This window comes from Pseudomonas zeae (genome assembly GCF_014268485.2).
Taxonomy (GTDB): domain Bacteria; phylum Pseudomonadota; class Gammaproteobacteria; order Pseudomonadales; family Pseudomonadaceae; genus Aquipseudomonas; species Aquipseudomonas neuropathica.
Window position 1 is genome coordinate 6,527,611 of the sequence record NZ_CP077090.1, and the last position, 20,024, is coordinate 6,547,634.

The 20,024-nt window shown below is 59.5% G+C and carries 16 protein-coding genes; 4 read left to right on the plus strand and 12 right to left on the minus strand.

Annotated features, from left to right (window positions below; all coding sequences use genetic code 11):
* Positions 1 to 16: 16 nt before the first annotated feature.
* From ssuB to argE, 10 genes are all read right to left on the minus strand, one after another.
* Positions 17 to 823: an aliphatic sulfonates ABC transporter ATP-binding protein gene (ssuB, locus tag HU754_RS28825; protein ID WP_093429772.1), complete on the minus strand. Its 807-nt coding sequence runs from the start codon at positions 821 to 823 to the stop codon at positions 17 to 19.
* Positions 820 to 1,602, minus strand: a complete 783-nt coding sequence (gene ssuC, locus HU754_RS28830) for an aliphatic sulfonate ABC transporter permease SsuC (RefSeq protein WP_186620087.1) — start codon at positions 1,600 to 1,602, stop codon at positions 820 to 822. Before ssuC ends, ssuB begins: the two co-directional genes overlap by 4 nt.
* A gap of 8 nt (positions 1,603 to 1,610) precedes the next feature.
* The gene (gene ssuD, locus HU754_RS28835; protein ID WP_007939251.1) at positions 1,611 to 2,759 is read right to left on the minus strand and encodes an FMNH2-dependent alkanesulfonate monooxygenase; all 1,149 of its coding nucleotides are present in this window, start codon (positions 2,757 to 2,759) and stop codon (positions 1,611 to 1,613) included.
* A gap of 25 nt (positions 2,760 to 2,784) precedes the next feature.
* Positions 2,785 to 3,750, minus strand: coding sequence for a sulfonate ABC transporter substrate-binding protein (locus tag HU754_RS28840; protein ID WP_034151972.1), 966 nt, complete (start codon positions 3,748 to 3,750; stop codon positions 2,785 to 2,787).
* A 91-nt stretch (positions 3,751 to 3,841) separates the two neighbouring features.
* On the minus strand, positions 3,842 to 4,435 hold the full coding sequence (gene ssuE / locus HU754_RS28845) for an NADPH-dependent FMN reductase (RefSeq protein WP_007913832.1): 594 nt from the start codon (positions 4,433 to 4,435) through the stop codon (positions 3,842 to 3,844).
* A gap of 317 nt (positions 4,436 to 4,752) precedes the next feature.
* On the minus strand, positions 4,753 to 5,391 hold the full coding sequence (locus HU754_RS28850) for a peroxiredoxin (protein WP_186620088.1): 639 nt from the start codon (positions 5,389 to 5,391) through the stop codon (positions 4,753 to 4,755).
* Positions 5,392 to 5,687: 296 nt separating this feature from the next.
* Complete coding sequence (locus HU754_RS28855) at positions 5,688 to 7,043, minus strand: OprD family porin (protein ID WP_186620089.1); 1,356 nt, start codon at positions 7,041 to 7,043, stop codon at positions 5,688 to 5,690.
* Between the two features lie 419 nt (positions 7,044 to 7,462).
* On the minus strand, positions 7,463 to 8,791 hold the full coding sequence (locus tag HU754_RS28860) for an OprD family porin (RefSeq protein ID WP_186620091.1): 1,329 nt from the start codon (positions 8,789 to 8,791) through the stop codon (positions 7,463 to 7,465).
* A 573-nt stretch (positions 8,792 to 9,364) separates the two neighbouring features.
* On the minus strand, positions 9,365 to 10,666 hold the full coding sequence (argA, locus tag HU754_RS28865) for an amino-acid N-acetyltransferase (protein WP_064116338.1): 1,302 nt from the start codon (positions 10,664 to 10,666) through the stop codon (positions 9,365 to 9,367).
* A 266-nt stretch (positions 10,667 to 10,932) separates the two neighbouring features.
* The gene (argE, locus tag HU754_RS28870; protein ID WP_186620092.1) at positions 10,933 to 12,087 is read right to left on the minus strand and encodes an acetylornithine deacetylase; all 1,155 of its coding nucleotides are present in this window, start codon (positions 12,085 to 12,087) and stop codon (positions 10,933 to 10,935) included.
* A gap of 155 nt (positions 12,088 to 12,242) precedes the next feature.
* On the opposite strand from argE, the gene HU754_RS28875 reads away from it, so the two are divergent.
* Positions 12,243 to 13,613: a CYTH domain-containing protein gene (locus HU754_RS28875; RefSeq protein ID WP_099757466.1), complete on the plus strand. Its 1,371-nt coding sequence runs from the start codon at positions 12,243 to 12,245 to the stop codon at positions 13,611 to 13,613.
* 89 nt (positions 13,614 to 13,702) lie between these two features.
* Here HU754_RS28875 and HU754_RS28880 read toward each other — a convergent pair whose 3' ends face one another.
* Complete coding sequence (locus tag HU754_RS28880; RefSeq protein ID WP_095119879.1) at positions 13,703 to 14,167, minus strand: Lrp/AsnC family transcriptional regulator; 465 nt, start codon at positions 14,165 to 14,167, stop codon at positions 13,703 to 13,705.
* A 126-nt stretch (positions 14,168 to 14,293) separates the two neighbouring features.
* Between HU754_RS28880 and HU754_RS28885 the strand changes: the two genes are divergently transcribed.
* The 3 genes from HU754_RS28885 to HU754_RS28895 all read left to right on the plus strand — a co-directional run bounded on the left by HU754_RS28885 (position 14,294) and on the right by HU754_RS28895 (position 16,895).
* Positions 14,294 to 14,632 carry an ACT-like domain-containing protein gene (locus HU754_RS28885; protein ID WP_186620093.1) on the plus strand — a complete coding sequence of 113 codons (339 nt, stop codon included), beginning with the start codon at positions 14,294 to 14,296 and terminating at the stop codon, positions 14,630 to 14,632.
* Positions 14,633 to 14,724: 92 nt separating this feature from the next.
* Positions 14,725 to 16,509, plus strand: coding sequence for a type IV pilus assembly ATPase TfpB (gene tfpB, locus HU754_RS28890; RefSeq protein WP_186620096.1), 1,785 nt, complete (start codon positions 14,725 to 14,727; stop codon positions 16,507 to 16,509).
* 65 nt (positions 16,510 to 16,574) lie between these two features.
* A complete protein-coding gene (locus tag HU754_RS28895) occupies positions 16,575 to 16,895 on the plus strand; it encodes a DUF2388 domain-containing protein (protein WP_171057234.1) in 321 nt (106 codons plus the stop codon).
* A 190-nt stretch (positions 16,896 to 17,085) separates the two neighbouring features.
* Here HU754_RS28895 and gcvP read toward each other — a convergent pair whose 3' ends face one another.
* Positions 17,086 to 19,959, minus strand: a complete 2,874-nt coding sequence (gene gcvP, locus HU754_RS28900) for an aminomethyl-transferring glycine dehydrogenase (RefSeq protein WP_186620097.1) — start codon at positions 19,957 to 19,959, stop codon at positions 17,086 to 17,088.
* Positions 19,960 to 20,024 lie beyond the last annotated feature (65 nt).

Consider the following 20,024-nt stretch of genomic DNA (forward strand, 5'->3'; position numbering starts at 1 on the left):
CTGTCGTTTGCTTGAGTTATTGAGCCCAACGCAGTTGCGTAGGCAGTGGTGAAACAGGTTCCGGCGCCGGCGGTTCGCCGGGCAGGGAGAGAACACGGTTAAGCACTTCGGTTTCCAGCGCCGCCAGTCGGTGCGAACCACGCACTCGCGGTCGCGGCAGTTCCACATGCAGATCAAGACCGACTTCGCCGTCCTCAATCAGAATCACCCGGTCGGCAATCGCCACCGCTTCGCTGACGTCGTGAGTCACCAGCAGCACGGTGAAGCCGTGTTGCTGCCAGAGACGCTCGATCAGTTGCTGCATTTCAATGCGGGTCAGTGCGTCCAGTGCGCCGAGCGGTTCGTCGAGCAGCAGCAGACGCGGTTGATGGATCAGCGCCCGCGCCAGTGCAACGCGCTGCTTCTGTCCGCCAGATAACGCCGCCGGCCACTCATTGGCACGATCCGCCAGACCGACTGCTTCCAGCGCATCCAGTGCTTGCTGACGCCAGTTGCCCTTGAGCCCAAGGCCAACGTTGTCGATGATCTTTTTCCACGGCAGCAGACGTGCTTCCTGGAACATCAATCGGGTGTCTTCCCGCGCATCGCTGAGCGGCGCAGAACCGGCGAGCAAGTCGCCGCCAGTCGGTTGATCGAGCCCGGCGAGCAAGCGCAGCAAGGTACTTTTGCCGCAGCCGCTACGCCCGACCACGGCGACAAACTGCCCTGCCGGAATGTGCAGATCGATGTCACGTAACACCTGCCGCGCGCCGAAGGTTTTCTGCAGGTTGCGCACTGCCAGCGGAATCCCGCGCAGCAGGCGTGGAGGTTGTTGAGCAGTCATGCCGCACCTCCTTTGGCAACCTGATAGGCCGGGTGCCAACGCAACCACACACGTTCAAGTCCACGTGCCGCGAGGTCAGCGAGTTTGCCGAGCACTGCGTAAAGCAGGATCGCCAGCACCACCACGTCGGTCTGCAAGAACTCGCGGGCATTCATCGCCAGATAGCCGATGCCCGAGCTGGCGGAAATGGTTTCGGCGACGATCAGCGTCAGCCACATAAAGCCCAGGGCGAAGCGCACGCCGACCAGAATCGAAGGCAGCGCACCCGGCAGAATCACCTGCCAGAACAGGCTGAAACCGCTCAGGCCATAACTGCGCGCCATCTCCACCAGCGCCGGGTCGACGTTGCGGATGCCGTGATAAGTGTTGAGGTAGATCGGGAACAACGTGCCCAGCGCCACCAGAAAAATCTTCGCCGACTCGTCGATGCCGAACCACAAAATCACCAGCGGAATCAGTGCCAGATGCGGCACGTTGCGGATCATCTGCACCGAACTGTCGAGCAGGCGTTCGCCCCACTTCGACAGACCGGTGATAAAGCCCAGGACCAGACCGATGCTGCCGCCGATGGTGAAACCGAGGGCCGCGCGCCAGCCGCTGATCGCCAGGTGCGTCCAGATTTCGCCACTGCGCACCAGGCTCACGCCGGCCTCGATCACCGCCACCGGTGCCGGCAGAATCCGTGTCGACAACCAACCCGCCGACACCGACAACTGCCACACCACCAGCAACAACACCGGCAACGCCCAGGGCGCGAGGCTGTGGATGATTTTCTTCATGGCGCGCCTCAGCTCTGCGACGCGGCTTTGGGAAGAATGTCGTTGGCGACCATCTCGCCGAACGGGCTGACATAACCGGCGCTTTTCGGCAGTTCCGGGCGCTCGATGTCGAGGTGCGGGAACAGCAGTTCAGCGACGCGGTACGACTCTTCGAGGTGTGGATAACCGGAGAAGATAAAGGTGTCGATGCCCAGATCGGCGTATTCCTTCACGCGTGCCGCGACGGTCGGACCATCGCCAACCAACGCGGTACCGGCACCGCCGCGCACCAGACCAACGCCGGCCCAGAGGTTAGGGCTGACTTCGAGGTTGTCGCGGCTGCCGCCGTGCAGGGCGGCCATGCGTTGCTGGCCGACCGAATCGAACCGCGCCAGCGAAGCCTGAGCACGAGCGATGGTGTCGTCATCCAGGTGCGAGATCAGCCGATCCGCCGCTTGCCAGGCTTCAGCGTTGGTTTCACGGACGATCACATGCAGACGAATGCCGAAGCGCACGGTTCGGCCGAGCTTGGCGGCTTTGGCGCGCACCTGTTCGATCTTCTCCGCAACCGCTGCGGGCGGCTCGCCCCAGGTCAAAACCATTTCCACTTGTTCTGCAGCCAGATCCTGCGCGGCTTCCGATGAGCCACCGAAGTACAGCGGCGGACGCGGCTGCTGGATCGGCGGATAGAGCAACTTCGCGCCTTTCACGCTGATGTGCTGACCGTCGTAATCGACGGTTTCGCCTTCCAGCACACGACGCCAGATGCGGGTGAATTCCACCGAAGCCTGATAGCGTTCTTCGTGGCTGAGGAACAGACCGTCGCCGGCCAATTCTTCCGGGTCACCGCCGGTGACCAGATTGAACAGCGCACGGCCGCCGGACAGGCGATCCAGCGTGGCTGCCTGCCGCGCCGCCACCGTCGGGGAAATGATCCCGGGGCGCAGAGCCACGAGGAATTTCAGGCGCTGGGTCACCGGGATCAGCGACGCTGCCACCAGCCATGAGTCTTCGCAAGAACGGCCGGTAGGAATCAGCACACCGCCGAAGCCCAGACGATCCGCCGCTTGCGCGACCTGTTGCAGATAACCGTGGTCGACGGCGCGAGCGCCTTCGGCGGTGCCAAGGTAATGGCCGTCGCCGTGGGTAGGCAGGAACCAGAAGATATTGAGGCTCATGGAGTGGTCTCCTTAGGAATTCGAATTACTGCGCTTTAGCCACAGCGGCCGGTGGTGTCCAGATCACATCCTTGATGCTCAATGGCTTGGGAATCAGCTTGAGCTGGAAGAACGTGTCGGCGATCTTTTGCTGCGCGGCGACCACTTCCGGGGTCAGGAACAGCGCGCCGTAGCCCTGGCGTTTCACCGAGGTCAGGGTGATGTCCGCCGGCAGACCGAGCAGTGGCGCAACCTGTTGGGTCACGTCTTCAGGGTTGGCTTTGGACCACTCGCCGACTGCGCGCACTTCCTCGACGAGGGTCTTGATCACCTGAGGATTTTTCTCGGCGTAAGGCTTGGTCGCGAGGTAAAACTGGTGGTTGTCGACGATGCCTTTACCGTCGCGCAGGGTGTGCGCTTGCAGCTGTTTTTCAGCAGCAGCCTGGTACGGATCCCAGATGACCCAGGCGTCGACACTGCCACGTTCGAACGCGGCGCGGGCATCGGCGGGCGGCAGGAAGACGGTTTGAATATCGGTGTATTTGAGGCCGGCGTCTTCCAGTGCACGCACCAGCAGGTAGTGGACGTTGGAGCCTTTGTTCAGTGCGACCTTCTTGCCCTTGAGATCGGCCACCGATTTGATCGGCGAGTCTTTCGGCACAAGGATCGCTTCGCTGTTCGGCGCTGGCGGTTCGTAGGCAACGTAAAGCAGATCGGCGCCGGCCGCCTGGGCGAAGACTGGCGGGGTTTCGCCGGTGACACCGAAGTCGATCGAGCCGACGTTCAGGCCTTCCAGCAACTGAGGGCCGCCGGGGAATTCAGTCCATTGCACGTCGACGCCTTGGGCGGCCAGACGTTTTTCCAGAGTGCCCTTGGCCTTGAGCAGCACCAGCGTGCCGTACTTCTGATAACCGATCCGAAGAGTCTCGGCTTGAGCTTGAGTGATGGCGCCGAAGGTGACAGCCGCAGCAAACAGAGCGACCAGACCACGACGCAAAAATACAGTGCGCATAGCGCTCTCCTTTTTGCTGTTGGGTTTTGGCTGCACCTGCTTGGCCGTTAGCGGCTGAGTAAGGTGAGTGGAGCAAATTCGGGTGTGGCTTTTAAATGCTCCAGCGAGCACTCAACAAACGTTCGTTCAACAGGCCCGGTTCCAGCGGTTTCGGCCGGCGGGCCATGGCGCCGACAAACTGATCCAGCGCTTCATGCAGTCGCTGCTCCAGCGCCGGTGCCAGTTGTGCTGCGGCACTGCCTTCGCCGTAAGCGATCTGGCTGTCCTCGGCGAAAATCCCCTGGAGCATTTCCTGGGCTTTCAGCGCGGACAACACAGGCTTGAGCGCGTAATCGACCACCAGCATGTGGGCGATGCTGCCGCCGGTGGCCATTGGCAAAACAATCTTGTGGTTCAGGGCGCGCTCCGGGAGCAGATCCAGCAACGTCTTCAACGCGCCGGAAAACGAAGCCTTGTACACCGGCGTGGCGATCAGCAGGCCGTCGGCGTTTTCGATCTGTTGCAGCAGGTCGAGCACCTTCGGGCTGTCGAAGCGGGCGTGAAGCAAATCTTCGGCCGGGAAGTCCCGCACCTGATAACTCACCACTTCAACCCCTTGCGCCTGCAACCAGCGTTGCGAGCGTTCCAGCAGCACCCCGGAACGGGAGCGCAGGCTGGGACTGCCACCGAGTGAGACGACCAGCATTGAGACAATTCCTTAAGCGTTTCAGGCGATTCGCGGGTTGCGATCTCGCTTCGATGGAGTGACCTTACCAGCTGATTTATATATCTATAAATCATATTTATTCATTTGGTTATGCGTTTTGGAGATATACGATTCAGGTTATTCAAGACGAAAAAAAAGGCCGTCGAAACGGCCTGAAATCCCCTGCATCGTGGTTCCGTGTTGACTGGACTAGCGCTATCGCGAGCAGGCTCACTCCTACATTTGGAATGCGTTCCCCTGTAGGAGTGAGCCTGCTCGCGATAGCGCCGGAAGCTACAAAAAATATCTCACTGGATTCACTTGTTCGGCTGTGGCGTCAGGCGCAGGTACGGCTTCACCGCGCGATAACCCTTCGGAAAGCGCTGCTTGATCTCTTCCTCATCCTTGAGCGACGGCACGATCACCACCTCTTCACCGTCCTGCCAGTTGGCCGGCGTAGCCACCTTGTAGTTGTCGGTGAGCTGCAGCGAATCGATCACCCGCAGAATCTCGTGGAAGTTGCGCCCGGTGCTCGCCGGATACGTGATGGTCAGACGAATCTTTTTGTTCGGATCGATCACGAACAGCGAGCGCACGGTCAGCGTGTCGTTGGCGTTCGGGTGGATCAGGTCATACAGATCAGAAACCTTGCGATCGGCATCGGCCAGGATCGGAAAGTTGACGACAGTGTTCTGGGTTTCGTTGATGTCTTCGATCCACTTGTGGTGCGAATCCACCGGGTCGACCGACAGCGCGATGGCTTTGACGCCGCGGTTGCTGAACTCATCCTTGAGCTTGGCGGTGAAGCCCAGCTCAGTGGTGCACACCGGGGTGAAGTCCGCCGGGTGGGAGAACAGCACGCCCCAGCTATCGCCCAGCCATTCGTGGAAACGAATCTTGCCGGCGCTGGAATCCTGTTCGAAATCGGGGGCGATGTCGCCGAGTCTGAGGCTCATGGTGCTGCTCCTGATGAGTTGTTCGAGACCTCAACTGTAGCCCGTGATTTGCCATCATGAAAAAGAATAAATAATGAGATATCTAGATCATAAGTGAATATTAAACATCTGTTCACTGGACGCTGGCAGGCATCCCGACGACCATCGGTTGCAAGGTTCGAGAAGGCCTTGAGTTGCTGTAAAGAGGGAAGTTTCGGGGGTGGCTTACGGGGGTGAGCCTGACTCGAAAACGCAAAAGCCCCGTCCGGCGCGATGCCGGACGGGGCTTTTTTACATCAGCGAATCGAGGCGCGCTATTACAGCAGCGGGATCGAGTAGCTGAGGATCAGGCGGTTTTCGTCCTGGTCGCGAACGCCAGCGATGTTGGTACGCCAGGTAGCGTTTTTCCACATGAAGCCAACGTTTTTCAGCGGGCCTTCCGGTACGACGTAACCGACAGTCAGGTCACGTTCCCACTCGGAGTCGCCATTACCGTTTTCAAGACCGCGGGAAGTAACGGTGTCGATGTTGTCGCCACGCAGGTAAACCATACCAGCGGTCAGGCCTGGTACGCCGACTTTGGCGAAGTCATACGAGTAGCGAGCTTGCCAGGTACGTTCGCCGGCACGGCCGAACTTCTGAATCTGCATGTCGGTGATGGTGTAGTTCGACGAGCCGTCACCCTGGTTCAGCCAAGGGAAGTCGCTGCTGCCGTTGGAAACCTGGTAGCCGCCACCGAAGGTGTGACCTGCAACGGTGTACAGGAACAGGCCGCTATACAGGTTGTTGTCGACTTTACCGCGACCGCTGGCAACACCGGAATAGTTACCGCTGCTGAAGTAAGCAGGGGTGTTGCCGTTGGCGCCGTCGTCGGAGCTGTTGAAGTAACGGAAGTCAGACTTCAGCACGCCCGGGCCGATTGCCCAGTTGTGAACCAGACCCAGGAAGTGTTGCTTGTAGAAATCTTCCAGGTTGCCGTAGTAGTACTGCGCAGTCAGGTCTTTGGTGATTTTGTAGTCACCACCGGCGTAGATGAACTTGTTGCTGTTAACAGTACGCGCTGCCGCGCCGTTGATAGACAGCTGTTCATTGTTGCTGGAGTTACGGCCTTTGGCGTGCTCGATCTGACCACCGACCAGGGTCAGGTCCTTGATATCGCCGGAAGTGATCTGACCACCCTGCCAGGTTTGTGGCAGCAGACGACCGTCGTTGGTCACGATGACCGGGTTCTTCGGCTGCAGGGTACCCAGCTTCAGTTCAGTCTGGGAGATCTTGGCTTTGGCCGTCAGGCCCAGGCTGGAGAAGTTATCAACTGCCTGACCGTTGGATTCGCTTGGGAAAACAGTGCCGCCGTAAGCGGGGCCAGGTTTGCCATCAGCGGTAACGTTGCCGTTGGTGCCGCCGCCCGAATCCAGACGCACGCCCAGCAGGCCGATAGCGTCGATACCAAAACCAACGGTGCCTTGGGTATAGCCGGAAATGAAGCGCAGATCGAAGCCTTGGCCCCACTCTTCGTTGCGGCTTGGTTCGTTTGTTCCGCTACGGTTGTCAGTGTTGATGTAGAAGTTACGCAGCCCCAAAGTAGCTTTGCTGTCTTCGATGAAACCGGCGGCGCCTGCCTGCTGCGCCATAACCCCTACGGCCACAGCCAGGGCCAAGGTGGACTTGTTCATGTATCGCTCCTCTCGTTTCTAATTTTTTTGCTTTTTTTACTGTCGGTTCCGGATCTATTGCCCGAAATCCTCAACGCTTGATCGCGACGGACCATCTACCCCCGGTCAAAGCCGCGAAAGGATACCCCGGCATAGTCCTTAAAAGAATTGTTTCACTCTTTTTCAGAGCGTCGAGGCATATATATAGGCAGCGCAGACTGGAGGTATCGGCTTCAACACCGATTCCTGAACCCTGCAGATTGTCGAGGGACAAAAATGCCAAAACACCGCAGCGTATTTTGAACGCCGCACGGGTCTACTTTAGGCTTTCGCCGAAGAACATAAAAAGAATAAAAATCGCCATTAGACTTATATTTTGGAATATAGAAAAATGCGCAAAAAAAACCTTGCCGAGGGGCAAGGTTTTTTTTCAGGACTTGTTACAGAAAGCTGTAGGTGTAGTTGAAGATCAGGCGGGTCTGGTCCTGATCGGCAATATTGATTTCGCTGCCGCGATAAACACCATTGCGCAATGTCACACCAAAACCTTTGAGAGCACCCTGTTGAACGGTGTAATCGATACGCATGTCCCGTTCCCACTCGGACATATCGCTGCCGGTGCCATTCGTTGCCTTGATGTTGTCGCCATGCAGGTAAGCGATCGAGGCTTTGAGGCCAGGTACACCCAGGCCTGCGAAGTCATAGGAGTACTGACCGAAGGTGGTGTTTTCACCGGCACGAACGAAACCGTTGATCATGGAGTCGGTGAACAGATAGAAACTGGCGCCACCGGCACCTTCAGGGCGACCGTTGCCATCGACCACGTTGCCTTGGTTCAGGTAGACGAAGCCACCGTCATCGTTGACACGTTGATGGCCAAGCAAGAAGGCGTTGCCACCCAAGGTGTAAGTGAACATGGCGCTCCAGGTCTTGTTATCGACCTCGCCCGGGTTCTTGGCATAACCACCGTTGTTACTGAAGCGGTAGCCTGCGTCCCCGTTCTTGCCATCGGAGCTGCTGTCGAAATAGCGGATGTCCGTCTTGAACGACTGGTTGGTGCCGATCGGAAGCACGTGTATCAGACCAAAGAAGTTCTGCTTGTAATAATCCTGCAGGTTCGAATGGTAGTACTGCAGGGTCAGGTCTTTGGTGACCTTCCAGTCAGCACCGGCATAGCGGAACTGGTTGCTGTCCTGCGTACCACCGGCCACAGCTAGGCCGGTGCTGTTTGTCGAGGCGCGACCCACAGCGTGCTCGAGCTGACCAGCATTGAAGGTAACGTTGTCGATTTCCTTGGAGGTGATCGTGCCACCCTCGAAGGTTTGAGGCAGCAGACGGCTATCGTTCGCAACCAGAATCGGCAAGCTAGGTTGCAGAGCGCCACCCAGGTGAGCTTCGGTCTTGGACAGACGTGCCTTCACGTTGCCCGCTACGCGGCTCCAGGACTGCGTTGCTGAACCGTCGGAGTCACTTGGGCTGAACGAGTTATTGTCTGGGTGGTGCCCACGGCCACCATCCAGGTGAATGCCGCTGAGCGCCTGCACATCAAGACCAAAACCGACCGTGCCTTGAGTGAAACCGGACAGGTAATCAAACTTGAAGCCCTGCGCGGCTTCTCGCTGATCTGCGCCGCCATCACGGTTGTCGTTGTTGAAATACATGGTGCGGGAACTGATAGAAGCCTTGCTGTCTTCGATGAAACCCGCGGCACCTGCCTGCTGCGCCAATACCCCAAAGGCCACAGCCACGGCCAAGGTGGACTTATTCATTGTTAAGCTCCTCTCGTTTCTAATTCTTGTTGACCTGGCCCGGATCGATGCCCGGGTTCCAAAGGTTAGCGATTAGCGCCAGAGCGTGACCCACAAGTCAATCGTAACTTTGTGTGTCTACGACCATAGTCTAATCAGCGGTTTTTTGGTCCATGCAGATTCATGAGTTCGTCATGAATCTGAAAAGAATGGATGCCTTCTTTTCTAATACCCTTTAGGAATTTAACGCCCGTGTTTGCACGCCCTGGTGCTCCCCACAACAACGCGCCGATTAATTCCTGAAGAGTATTAAGCTGCCCTGTTTAGCGAGTTTGCCCTGAAGCAATCCTGTAACAGTTTCATCACCCCAGCAGCTAACCCAGCGCACTATCCGGATCAATTGTTACAGTTTATGTGTCGGCAGAATTTTTTCACGCACGGCGCAGCCGTCGTCCTTGCCGGAATGAACCAAGTCATTTCAGCCGGGGATTTCAGCGGAGGGGAATCAGTAGGAGAGGTTCAGCTTGGAATGCACAACAGGTGCAGCAATGTGAGGACCTCGCAGCCGGCCCCCACTCGCCACACCCTGATGAATCAAAGGGTCTTTTCGAAGATCTTCGAATTACGCTGAAAGTTGTACAGCGAAGCCCGCGCCGCTGGCAGGCGTTCAACGCTGCTCGGTTCGAACCCACGCTCACGGAACCAGTGCGCGGTGCGCGTGGTGAGGACGAACAAGGTCTTCAAACCCTGCGCCCGCGCCCGGGTTTCGATGCGCTCCAGCAGTTCATCGCCGCGACCGCCATGACGGTACTCCGGATTCACCGCCAGGCACGCCAGCTCACCGGCATCGGAATCGGCAATCTGATACAGCGCCGCGCAGGCGATGATCATGCCTTCACGCTCGACCACGCTGAACTGCTCGATCTCACGCTCCAGCACTTCGCGCGAACGACGCACCAGAATCCCCTGCTCTTCCAGCGGACTGATCAAGTCGAGCAAACCGCCGACGTCTTCAATCGCCGCCTCACGCACCAGTTCGAATTGCTCTTGCGCGACCAGCGTACCGCCACCGTCACGGGTGAACAGCTCGGTCAGCAGCGCGCCGTCCTCGGCGTAACTGACGATATGGCTGCGCGCCACACCGCCACGGCAAGCCTCGGCAGCGGCATCAAGCAGTTCCGCCTGATAATTGCTGCTGCCCAGACGCTGTAAATGCGCCGGCACTTGCTGTGGACGCAACTCACGCACCAGTTTGCCGTTCTCGTCGATCAAACCGAGATCAGCCCCGAACAGCAGCAGCTTGTCCGCGCCCAGGTCGATAGCGGCGCGGGTGGCGACGTCTTCGCAGGCGAGGTTGAAGATTTCACCGGTCGGCGAGTAGCCCAACGGCGACAGCAACACGATCGAACGCTCGTCGAGCAGGCGATTGATGCCCTTGCGGTCGACCCGGCGCACTTCGCCGGTGTGGTGATAGTCGACGCCTTCCAGCACACCGATCGGCCGCGCGGTAACGAGGTTGCCGCTGGCCACGCGCAGACGCGAGCCCTGCATCGGCGACGAAGCCATGTCCATCGACAAACGTGCTTCGATGGCGATGCGCAATTGGCCGACTGCATCGATTACACATTCCAGGGTTGCGGCATCGGTGATGCGCATGCCGTGGTGGTAATGCGGGGTCAGGCCACGGGCGGCAAGGCGGGTTTCAATCTGCGGGCGCGAACCGTGCACCAGCACCAGGCGCACGCCGAGGCTGTGCAGCAGGACGATGTCGTGGACGATGTTGCCGAAATTCGGATGCTCCACACCGTCGCCAGGCAGCATGACGACGAAGGTGCAGTCGCGGTGGGCATTGATATAAGGGGACGCGTGACGAAGCCAATTGACGTATTCGGGCATGAACCTGGGCCTGTAATAAATAGCAGCCGAAAAAGGGGCGAAACGGAAAACGCACAGCGGGCTGATGGTTATCGTCGGAACAGGCTTGGCGACACGCGCGCTCTCCTCATGAATACGGGTTGGGTTGCTGGCAATTTACAGCGTTTGATCGGGCAAAACATAGATCCCTTGTAGGAGTGAGCCTGCTCGCGAAAGCGGTGTATCAGTCGACATCGAGGTGTCTGAAATGGCGCTTTCGCGAGCAGGCTCGCTCCCACAGTGGTGGATCATCGTTCGTCAGCGGTCAGACAGTAGTGTTCAATCAGTTGCCGTAATAGATGCACGGTAGGCTGCAAACGTGACATTTCAAGGTACTCGCCGGGTTGATGCGCACAGGCAATGTCGCCAGGGCCGAGCACGATGGTTTCGCAACCAAGGCGCTGAAGATAAGGTGCTTCGGTGCCAAACGCTACTGCTTCGGCGCTGTGGCCGGTGAGCTTTTCAGCAATGCGCACCAGTTCAGCGTCTTCGGCCTGCTCGAACGACGGCACTTCCGGAAACAAAGGTTTGTAGTCGATCTTCACCTGGTGGCGTTCGGCGACCGGGTTGAGTTTGCGCAGAATCTCTGCGCGCAGGACTTTCGGGTCCATGCCCGGCAATGGCCGCAGGTCGAATTCCAGCGAACACTGGCCGCAGATACGGTTGGGATTATCGCCGCCATGGATGCAGCCGAAGTTCATCGTCGGTTGCGGCACGCTGAACTGCGGATTATTGAATTCGCGCTGCCACAGCAGGCGCAGGCCGCGCAGTTCGCCGATCGCATCGTGCATCGCTTCGAGGGCGCTGTGGCCCAGGCGCGGATCCGACGAATGGCCACTCTGCCCGAGAATGTCGATGCGCTCCATCATGATGCCTTTGTGCATGCGGATCGGTTTGAGCCCGGTCGGCTCGCCGATCACCGCCGCACGACCCAGCGGACGCCCGGCCTCGGCCAGTGCACGGGCGCCGGACATCGAGCTTTCTTCATCGCAGGTGGCGAGGATCAGCAGCGGCTGCTTGAACGGCTGATCGAGCAGCGGCTGCACGGCTTCGATTATCAGCGCGAAGAACCCTTTCATGTCGCAACTGCCCAAGCCAACCCAGCGGCCATCAACTTCGGTAAGTTTCAGCGGGTCGGTCTGCCACAACGCATCGTCGTACGGCACCGTGTCGCTGTGCCCGGCCAGCACCAGCCCGCCGGGGCCGCTGCCGAAACTGGCGAGCAGGTTGAATTTGCCGGGGCTGACCTGCTGGATATCGCAATTGAAACCCAGGTCGCCCAGCCAGCCGGCGAGCAAATCGATCACCGCGCGGTTGGATTGGTCGAGGTTCGGTTGGGTACAGCTGACCGATGGCGCGGCGATCAGCGCAGCGAACTGGTCTTGCATGGACGGCAAAGGCATCGCTGACTCCAACTCCCGATTTGAAGTCCATCATAGAACCATCCGGCGTCAGGAATAAACCGCCGCAGGGCGTAGGACGAATCAGTCCTGTACACTGCACGGCCTTGGCAGCCACATATTCCCCGGCTGCGCTCCCGATCCTGGATTTTCCGGCCATGCAGAAAGAAACCGAAATCAAACTCCGCGTCAGCCGCGAAACCCTCGCTGCGCTGCGCGAGCACCCGTTACTGAAAAAACGCAACAAAAGTGGCTGGGAACGCCGTGAGTTGATGAACCAGTACTTCGACACCCCTGAGCGCGATCTGGCCCAGGCCAAAGTCGCCCTGCGCCTGCGCAAGGACGGTGACGAAGTCATTCAAACCCTCAAGACCCGTGGCCAGAGCGTCGCCGGTCTGTCCGAGCGCAATGAATACGACTGGAAGTTGCCGAAAGCCAAGCTCGACGTGAAGAAACTCGACGGCGAATGCTGGCCCGAGTCGCTGGCCGAGCTGGACAAGAAAACCCTGAAGCCGATCTTCACCACCGATTTCGTCCGCGAACGCGCCGAAATCGCTTGGGGCCGTGGCAAGAGCAAAGTGGTCATCGAAGCCGCGCTGGATCTCGGCCACGTTGTCGTCGGCAAGCAGAAAGAAGAAATCTGCGAGCTGGAACTGGAACTGCGCGAAGGCGAGCCTGCCGCGCTGCTGGAACTGGCCGCCGAACTGGCTGAAACCCTGGCGTTGATGCCGTGTGACATCAGCAAGGCTGAGCGCGGCTACCGTCTATACGACGCCAACAGCTACTCGTTGAGCCTGCCGGCGCCGGAGCTGACCCCGGAAACCCAACTCGACGACGCCTTCGCCGCGCTGAGCTGGCATTTGCTCGGCAGCAGCCAGCGTCTGGCTGAACAATATCGTTTCAACGGCCACTGGCGCCTGTTGCTCGACTGGGTCGAGAACCTCGCGGAAATGCGCGCCCTGCTCAGCAGCCTCGGCCAGGCCGCGCCGCGTCAGTCGACTCACGATTTGCGCGTCGCGCTTGATGCATTGCTGGAAGACTGGCGTCCGCTGGTACAGGCCGGCATCGAAGATGAAGACGTACGCAAGGCTGCGCCGGAGCAGTTCCTCGAAGAACTGGAAGATCCGCGCTGGGGTCTGTTCTCGCTGAGCACGTCACGCTGGTTGCTGGCTCGCACCTGGACCGCCGAGCGCAACGTGCGTGGCAATCGTCAGGGCGGTGCGCAGTTGCACAGTTGGTTGCCGCGTCTGCTGGGCGAAGAAGCCACTGCTCTGCAACTGCAGCGTTATCAGCAGCAGCCAGAAGATCTGGCTGAGCAACTGCCGCGTATCGAGCGCATTCAGGTCTGGCTGCACCACGCGCGCAACGTGCTGGAAATCCCGGAAATGGATCGTTTGTACGGCGAACTGAATAAACTGGCGCAACTGGCCAACGAGCCGACAATCACTGACGAACTGCTCGACGCGCGCAAGCAACAGGCGATTGCGGTTTACCAGAATCGCGCGTGGAAAATGCTCCTGCGTATGTAACACCGCTTTCGCGAGCAGGCTCGCTCCCACTTTGGAATGCAATTCCCTGTGGGAGCGAGCCTGCTCGCGAAGAGGCCAGCCGCCTTACTTCAAACCGGCAAGCTTGTGGTGGACTTGATCTCCGACAACGCCACAATCGAATTCACTTCCTGAATCCCCGGCACCAGCGATAGCTTCTCGAAAAAGAATCGCTCATACGCCTCGATGTCCGCCGCAACAATCCGCAGTAAAAAATCCACCGCCCCCATCAGCACATAGCACTCCAGCACTTCCGGAAAGCCGCGAATCGCTTCGGTGAACTCGGTGAAGTTCGAACGCCCGTGGGCGTTGAGTTTGATCTCGGCAAAGATCTGCGTATTCAGGCCAATCTTCTTGCGATCAAGCAAGGTCACCTGGCCACGAATGATGCCCTCTTCCTTCATCCGCTGAATCCGCCGCCAGCACGGCGATTGCGACAGCCCGACCTGCTCGGCGATCTGCGCGCTCGACAACGAGGCGTCCTCTTGCAGGAGGGCGAGAATCTTGCGGTCGTAGCCGTCCAGCTCACTGTGCATAGAAAAACCTCTAATCCACGATCTTTCGAATTGATCGTTTCGATCATTCGCCAATAACGCCGATCATAGCCAAGAAATACCCGTCAACGAATGTAAAAATTCCTCCAGAGATTTTGGAGACTCGCCATGCCGCACCTCGAAGCCGTAACCACCTCGCCTACCCGCGCCGACGTCTGGAACGTCAGCAACGCCCATTGCCTGGCGCAGTATCAGATCCTCGCCGAGGCCGAGCCGGATCTGCTGGTGCGGGTGCTCAACCTGTTCGCACTGCAGTTCCTCACGCCCGAGCAGGTCAATGTGCAGCGCATGGATGATCTGCTGTCGATCGACCTGGTCATGGGCGGTCTCAGTTGGCATCGCGCGCAAGTGATCGCGGAAAAACTTCGTAACCTGATCAGCGTCTGCTCGGTCAATCTGCAAAACGCCGACAGTGCTTGGGATGCCCCCGTGCAAGCCGCTGGCTGACAAATCCGGCAACGGCTTCATCGGGTAGTGGCCCAACGGTCTGCGGGGCCGCGACTATCCTTTTGCGCACTGTCGCTCAAAAGGAAGCCCGCATGTCCGTTCAACTTGCCACTCAGGACCGCTGGCTGGAACTCAACGAGGTGCTGCGTGAACTGGTCGCCCAAGGCTTTATCGGCCAGGACGCGGCCGAGCAGGCGCTGAATGCCCGTCGTCGCCACGCCGTCCATGGCCAGATGCATCCACTGGAATTCATCGCCAGCCAGCAACTGGACGACCTCAGCCGTCCGGGCAAACACCTCGACCTGGAAAGCCTGACCCTGTGGCTGGCGCAACAGGCCGGCCAACCGTACTTGCGTATTGACCCGTTGAAGATCAACGTCGCCGCGATCACACCGTTGATGTCCTACGCCTTCGCACAACGGCACAAGATTCTCGCCGTGGCGGTCGACCGCGATTCGGTGACCGTGGCCAGCGCCCAGCCTTATGTCACCGGCTGGGAGGCCGATCTCACCCACGTATTGAAACTGCCGATCAAACGGGTGGTGGCCAACCCGGCGGATATCCAGCGCTTCAGCGTCGAGTTCTTCCGCTTGGCCAAATCGGTCAGCGGCGCCAGCAATGCCGATCAGCAGAGCGGTAACCTTGGCAACTTCGAACAACTGCTCAACCTCGGCGCCAGCGATCAGGAGCCGGATGCCAACGATGCGCACATCGTCAACATCGTCGACTGGCTGTTCCAGTACGCCTTCCAGCAGCGCGCCAGCGATATCCACATCGAGCCTCGGCGTGAACACGGCACGGTGCGCTTTCGCATCGACGGCGTGCTGCACAACGTCTATCAATTCCCGCCGCAGGTGACTATGGCAATTGTCAGTCGCCTGAAAAGCCTCGGGCGGATGAATGTCGCCGAAAAACGCAAACCCCAGGACGGCCGGGTCAAGACCAAGACCCCGGACGGCGGTGAAGTGGAGCTGCGCCTTTCGACGCTGCCCACCGCGTTCGGCGAAAAAATGGTCATGCGGATTTTCGACCCGGAAGTGCTGCTCAAGGATTTCGACCAGTTGGGTTTCAGCGCCGATGACCTGCGCCGCTGGCAGGACATGACCCGCCAGCCCAACGGCATCATTCTGGTCACCGGGCCGACCGGTTCGGGCAAGACCACCACGCTGTACACCACGCTGAAAAAACTGGCGACGCCGGAAGTGAACCTCTGCACCATCGAAGACCCGATCGAAATGGTCGAGCCGGCGTTCAACCAGATGCAGGTGCAGCACAACATCGACCTGAGTTTCGCCGCCGGGGTGCGCGCGCTGATGCGGCAGGACCCGGACATCATCATGATCGGCGAGATCCGTGACCTGGAAACCGCTGAAATGGCGATTCAGGCGGCGCTCACCGGGCACCTGGTCTTGTCGACGCTGCACACCAATGACGCCCCCAGCGCAATAAGTCGTCTGCTCGAACTCGGCGTGCCGCATTACCTGATCAAGGCCACCGTGCTAGGTGTCATGGCCCAGCGTCTGGTGCGCACCCTGTGCCCGCACTGCAAAGCGCCGCTAACGCTGGAAGAAGAGGATTGGCAAACCCTGACCCGCCCGTGGCAAGCGCCGCTACCGGGCAACGCACAACGCGCCATCGGTTGCGTGGAATGCCGTGATACCGGCTATCGAGGCCGCGCCGGGGTCTACGAAATCATGCAACTGAGCGACAGCCTCAAGGCGTTCATCACCCCGGACGCCGACCTCACGGCGATTCGTCGGCAGGCGTTCAAGGAAGGCATGCGCAGTTTGCGTCTGTCCGGGGCACAGAAAGTCGCAGCAGGGCTGACGACGGTGGAAGAAGTGCTGCGGGTGACGCCGCAGAGCGAGCAGAAGTAAGCCGCCACGGAACCGGATCGGGGAATGGCGATCCAAGGCCCTAGTTAACCCCCTGGAGTCATCTCATCATGCGTCTCAAACTTGCTGTCGCCACTCTGGCCTTGCTGTCCCTTCCCGTTGGTTCGGCCATGGCGGACAGCTTTTGGCGTAACGTCATCTCGTCCGGTGCCACTACCGGTTCGACCTACCTGACCTTCAAGGATCACAAGCTGATCATCGCCGCGCAGGACGATGCCGGCAGCTTCGTTGCCAGTGATGGCGGTATTCGCGGACCGTATCTGGAAGCGGCGATGCAGAAAGTCCGCGCCGACAATCCAGGCCTGCAGGCGACCGATATGGAATTGGCGAATGCGATCCTGGCGAAGAACGCCGTGGCTTCCGAGTAAGCCGTTCGCCGAAGCAAAAATGCCGCTCAACAGAGCGGCATTTTTTTGCCCGGATTTCAGGCTTACCACAATCCCTTGTAGGAGTGAGCCTGCTCGCGATAGCGGTGAATCAGTCACCGGAGAATTTGCCTGATACACCGCTATCGCGAGCAGGCTCACTCCTACAGGGGACGATGTGCCACCAGAGAGTTCAGCGGTAATCATCCACCGGTACGCAGGCACAGAACAGGTTTCGGTCGCCGTAAACGTTATCCACTCGATTCACCGCCGGCCAATACTTGTGCGCCTTGGTGTGCGCATCCGGGGTAATGCCCTGCTCGATGCTGTAGGGCCGCTCCCAAACTCCGGTGACATCCGCCAGGGTATGCGGCGCTCGTTTCAACGGGTTGTCCTCGGCCGGCCAGTTGCCGTTTTGCACTTCGGTGATTTCTGCACGAATGCTCAGCATCGCACCGATAAAACGATCCAGTTCAGCCTTGGATTCACTCTCGGTCGGCTCGACCATCAACGTGCCCGGCACCGGGAAGGACATGGTCGGCGCATGGAAGCCGTAATCCATCAGGCGCTTGGCGACGTCTTCTTCGCTGATACCGGTCAGCGCCTTCAAGGGCCGCAGGTCGAGAATGCATTCGTGAGCGACCCGCCCGTTGCGCCCGGTGTACAACACCGGGAATGCGCCGGATAAATGCTGCGCCAGATAGTTCGCCGCCAGAATCGCCACCTCGCTGGCATCCGCCAGTTGCGGGCCCATCATGGCGATGTACATCCAGCTGATCGGCAGAATGCTCGCGCTGCCCCAGGGCGCCGCGCTGACCGCGCCGTTCTGCGCCAGTGGCCCGTCGATCGGCACCACTGGATGATTGGCGACGAACGGCGCCAGATGCGCACCAATACCGATCGGCCCCATGCCCGGCCCACCGCCGCCATGGGGAATGCAAAAAGTCTTGTGCAAATTCATGTGCGACACGTCGGCGCCAATGTCTGCCGGCCGCGTCAGCCCAACCTGCGCGTTGAGGTTGGCGCCGTCCATATAGACCTGACCGCCGTACTTGTGGATAACCTCGCAGATCTCGCTGATGCCCTCCTCGTACACACCGTGGGTCGACGGATAGGTCGCCATCAGGCACGACAACTTATCCCCAGCCTCGGCGGCTTTCGCTTGCAGATCCTCAAGATCGACGTTGCCCGCTTCATCGCACTCGACGATTACCACACGCATCCCGGCCATTTGCGCCGAAGCCGGGTTGGTGCCATGGGCCGAGGACGGAATCAGACAGATCTCCCGCGCCCCCTGCTGACGGCTCTCGTGGTATTTGCGGATCGCCAGCAGCCCGGCGTACTCGCCCTGAGCGCCAGAGTTGGGCTGCATGCAGATCGCATCGAACCCGGTGATTGCGCACAACCAGCGCTCCAGCTCCTCGATCATCAGCGTATAACCGACCGCCTGCTCACGCGGCACGAACGGATGCAGGTTGGCGAATTGCGGCCAGGTGATCGGAATCATTTCGCTGGCGGCGTTGAGTTTCATGGTGCAGGAGCCCAGCGGGATCATCGACTGGTTGAGCGCCAGATCCTTGTTTTCCAGTTGTTTGAGATAGCGCAGCATCTCGGTTTCGCTGTGATGGGCGTTGAACACCGGGTGGCGCAAGTACGGTGTGTTGCGCTGGAGGTTGTCGGGGATGCCCGAACTTAGGGGCTCCGCATCAAGTTCATCGACGTTCAACCCATGATCGGCGCCAAGCAGGACATCGAACAGCTTGGCCACGGTACTCTCATCGCAGGTCTCATCGAGACTCAGCCCGACCCGACCGCGCCCGAGAATCCGCAGATTGATCTGTGCGGCTTGAGCGCTTTCGATGATCGCCGTTTGCGCACCGCCGACGTCCAGCGTCAGTGTGTCGAAGAACTGCGCATTGACCCGACTGATTCCTTTGCGCTCAAGCCCTGCGGCCAGAATGCAGGTCAGCCGATGCACGCGCTGGGCGATGTGTTTCAGGCCTTCTGGCCCGTGATACACCGCGTAGAAACTGGCGATGTTGGCCAGCAACACCTGAGCCGTGCAGATGTTCGAGTTGGCCTTCTCGCGGCGGATATGTTGTTCGCGGGTTTGCAGCGCCATGCGCAACGCAACGTTGCCCCGGGCATCTTTCGACACGCCGATGATCCGCCCCGGAATCGCCCGTTTGTATTCCTCGCGACTGGCAAAGAACGCCGCGTGCGGGCCGCCATAACCCATCGGCACACCGAATCGCTGGGAGGAACCGAACACTACATCGGCGCCCAACTCACCCGGCGGCGTCAGCAACAGCAAACTCAGCAGGTCCGTGGCGACGCAGGCCAGCGCTTGCTGCGCATGCAAATGGTCGATCAGCGGGCGCAGGTCACGCACCTCGCCATGGGTGTCGGGATATTGCAGCAGCGCACCGAACACTTGGTGCTGTTTGAGATTATCCACAGCATCGACGATCAATTCGAAGCCGAAACCTTCGGCGCGGGTCTGCACCACCGAAATGGTTTGTGGATGACAGTTCTCATCAATGAAGAACAGATGGCTCTTCGATTTGGCTACGCGTTTGGCCAACGCCATGGCTTCCGCCGCCGCCGTGGCCTCATCGAGCAAAGACGCGTTGGCCAGTTCCAGACCGGTGAGGTCGATGGTCAGTTGCTGGAAATTCAGCAACGCTTCGAGCCGGCCCTGGGCGATCTCCGGTTGATACGGGGTGTACGCGGTGTACCAGCCGGGATTTTCCAGGACGTTGCGCAAGATGACCGTGGGCGTGAGGGTGCCGTGATAGCCCATGCCGATGAGGCTGGTCCAGACCTGATTCTGCTCGGCGTAACCGCGCAGTCTGGCCAGCGCCGCTTGTTCGTCGAGGGCCGGCGGCAGATCCAGTGCGCGGTTAAGGCGGATGGCCGGCGGTACAGTCTGTTCGATCAGTTCGACCCGGCTGCCGAGGCCGAGGCTGTCGAGCATCGCCTGTTGTTCGGCAGCATCGGGGCCGAGGTGACGGCGCAAAAAAGCGTCGGGGTCGCGTAACTGGCTCAGGGACGGCAACTGGGACATGACGGGCTCTCTCTTGGCTGGCGCTCGGCGTCAATGCAACACGGTCAAACCAGCATAGCAGTCGA

Excerpts from the sequence above, each read along its gene's own strand:
- ssuB (WP_093429772.1), bottom strand. The coding sequence starts at position 823 with ATGACTGCTCAACAACCTCCACGCCTGCTGCGCGGGATTCCGCTGGCA.
- ssuC (WP_186620087.1), bottom strand. The coding sequence starts at position 1,602 with ATGAAGAAAATCATCCACAGCCTCGCGCCCTGGGCGTTGCCGGTGTTG.
- ssuD (WP_007939251.1), bottom strand. The coding sequence starts at position 2,759 with ATGAGCCTCAATATCTTCTGGTTCCTGCCTACCCACGGCGACGGCCAT.
- HU754_RS28840 (WP_034151972.1), bottom strand. The coding sequence starts at position 3,750 with ATGCGCACTGTATTTTTGCGTCGTGGTCTGGTCGCTCTGTTTGCTGCG.
- ssuE (WP_007913832.1), bottom strand. The coding sequence starts at position 4,435 with ATGCTGGTCGTCTCACTCGGTGGCAGTCCCAGCCTGCGCTCCCGTTCC.
- HU754_RS28850 (WP_186620088.1), bottom strand. The coding sequence starts at position 5,391 with ATGAGCCTCAGACTCGGCGACATCGCCCCCGATTTCGAACAGGATTCC.
- HU754_RS28855 (WP_186620089.1), bottom strand. The coding sequence starts at position 7,043 with ATGAACAAGTCCACCTTGGCCCTGGCTGTGGCCGTAGGGGTTATGGCG.
- HU754_RS28860 (WP_186620091.1), bottom strand. The coding sequence starts at position 8,791 with ATGAATAAGTCCACCTTGGCCGTGGCTGTGGCCTTTGGGGTATTGGCG.
- argA (WP_064116338.1), bottom strand. The coding sequence starts at position 10,666 with ATGCCCGAATACGTCAATTGGCTTCGTCACGCGTCCCCTTATATCAAT.
- argE (WP_186620092.1), bottom strand. The coding sequence starts at position 12,087 with ATGCCTTTGCCGTCCATGCAAGACCAGTTCGCTGCGCTGATCGCCGCG.
- HU754_RS28875 (WP_099757466.1), top strand. The coding sequence starts at position 12,243 with ATGCAGAAAGAAACCGAAATCAAACTCCGCGTCAGCCGCGAAACCCTC.
- HU754_RS28880 (WP_095119879.1), bottom strand. The coding sequence starts at position 14,167 with ATGCACAGTGAGCTGGACGGCTACGACCGCAAGATTCTCGCCCTCCTG.
- HU754_RS28885 (WP_186620093.1), top strand. The coding sequence starts at position 14,294 with ATGCCGCACCTCGAAGCCGTAACCACCTCGCCTACCCGCGCCGACGTC.
- tfpB (WP_186620096.1), top strand. The coding sequence starts at position 14,725 with ATGTCCGTTCAACTTGCCACTCAGGACCGCTGGCTGGAACTCAACGAG.
- gcvP (WP_186620097.1), bottom strand. The coding sequence starts at position 19,959 with ATGTCCCAGTTGCCGTCCCTGAGCCAGTTACGCGACCCCGACGCTTTT.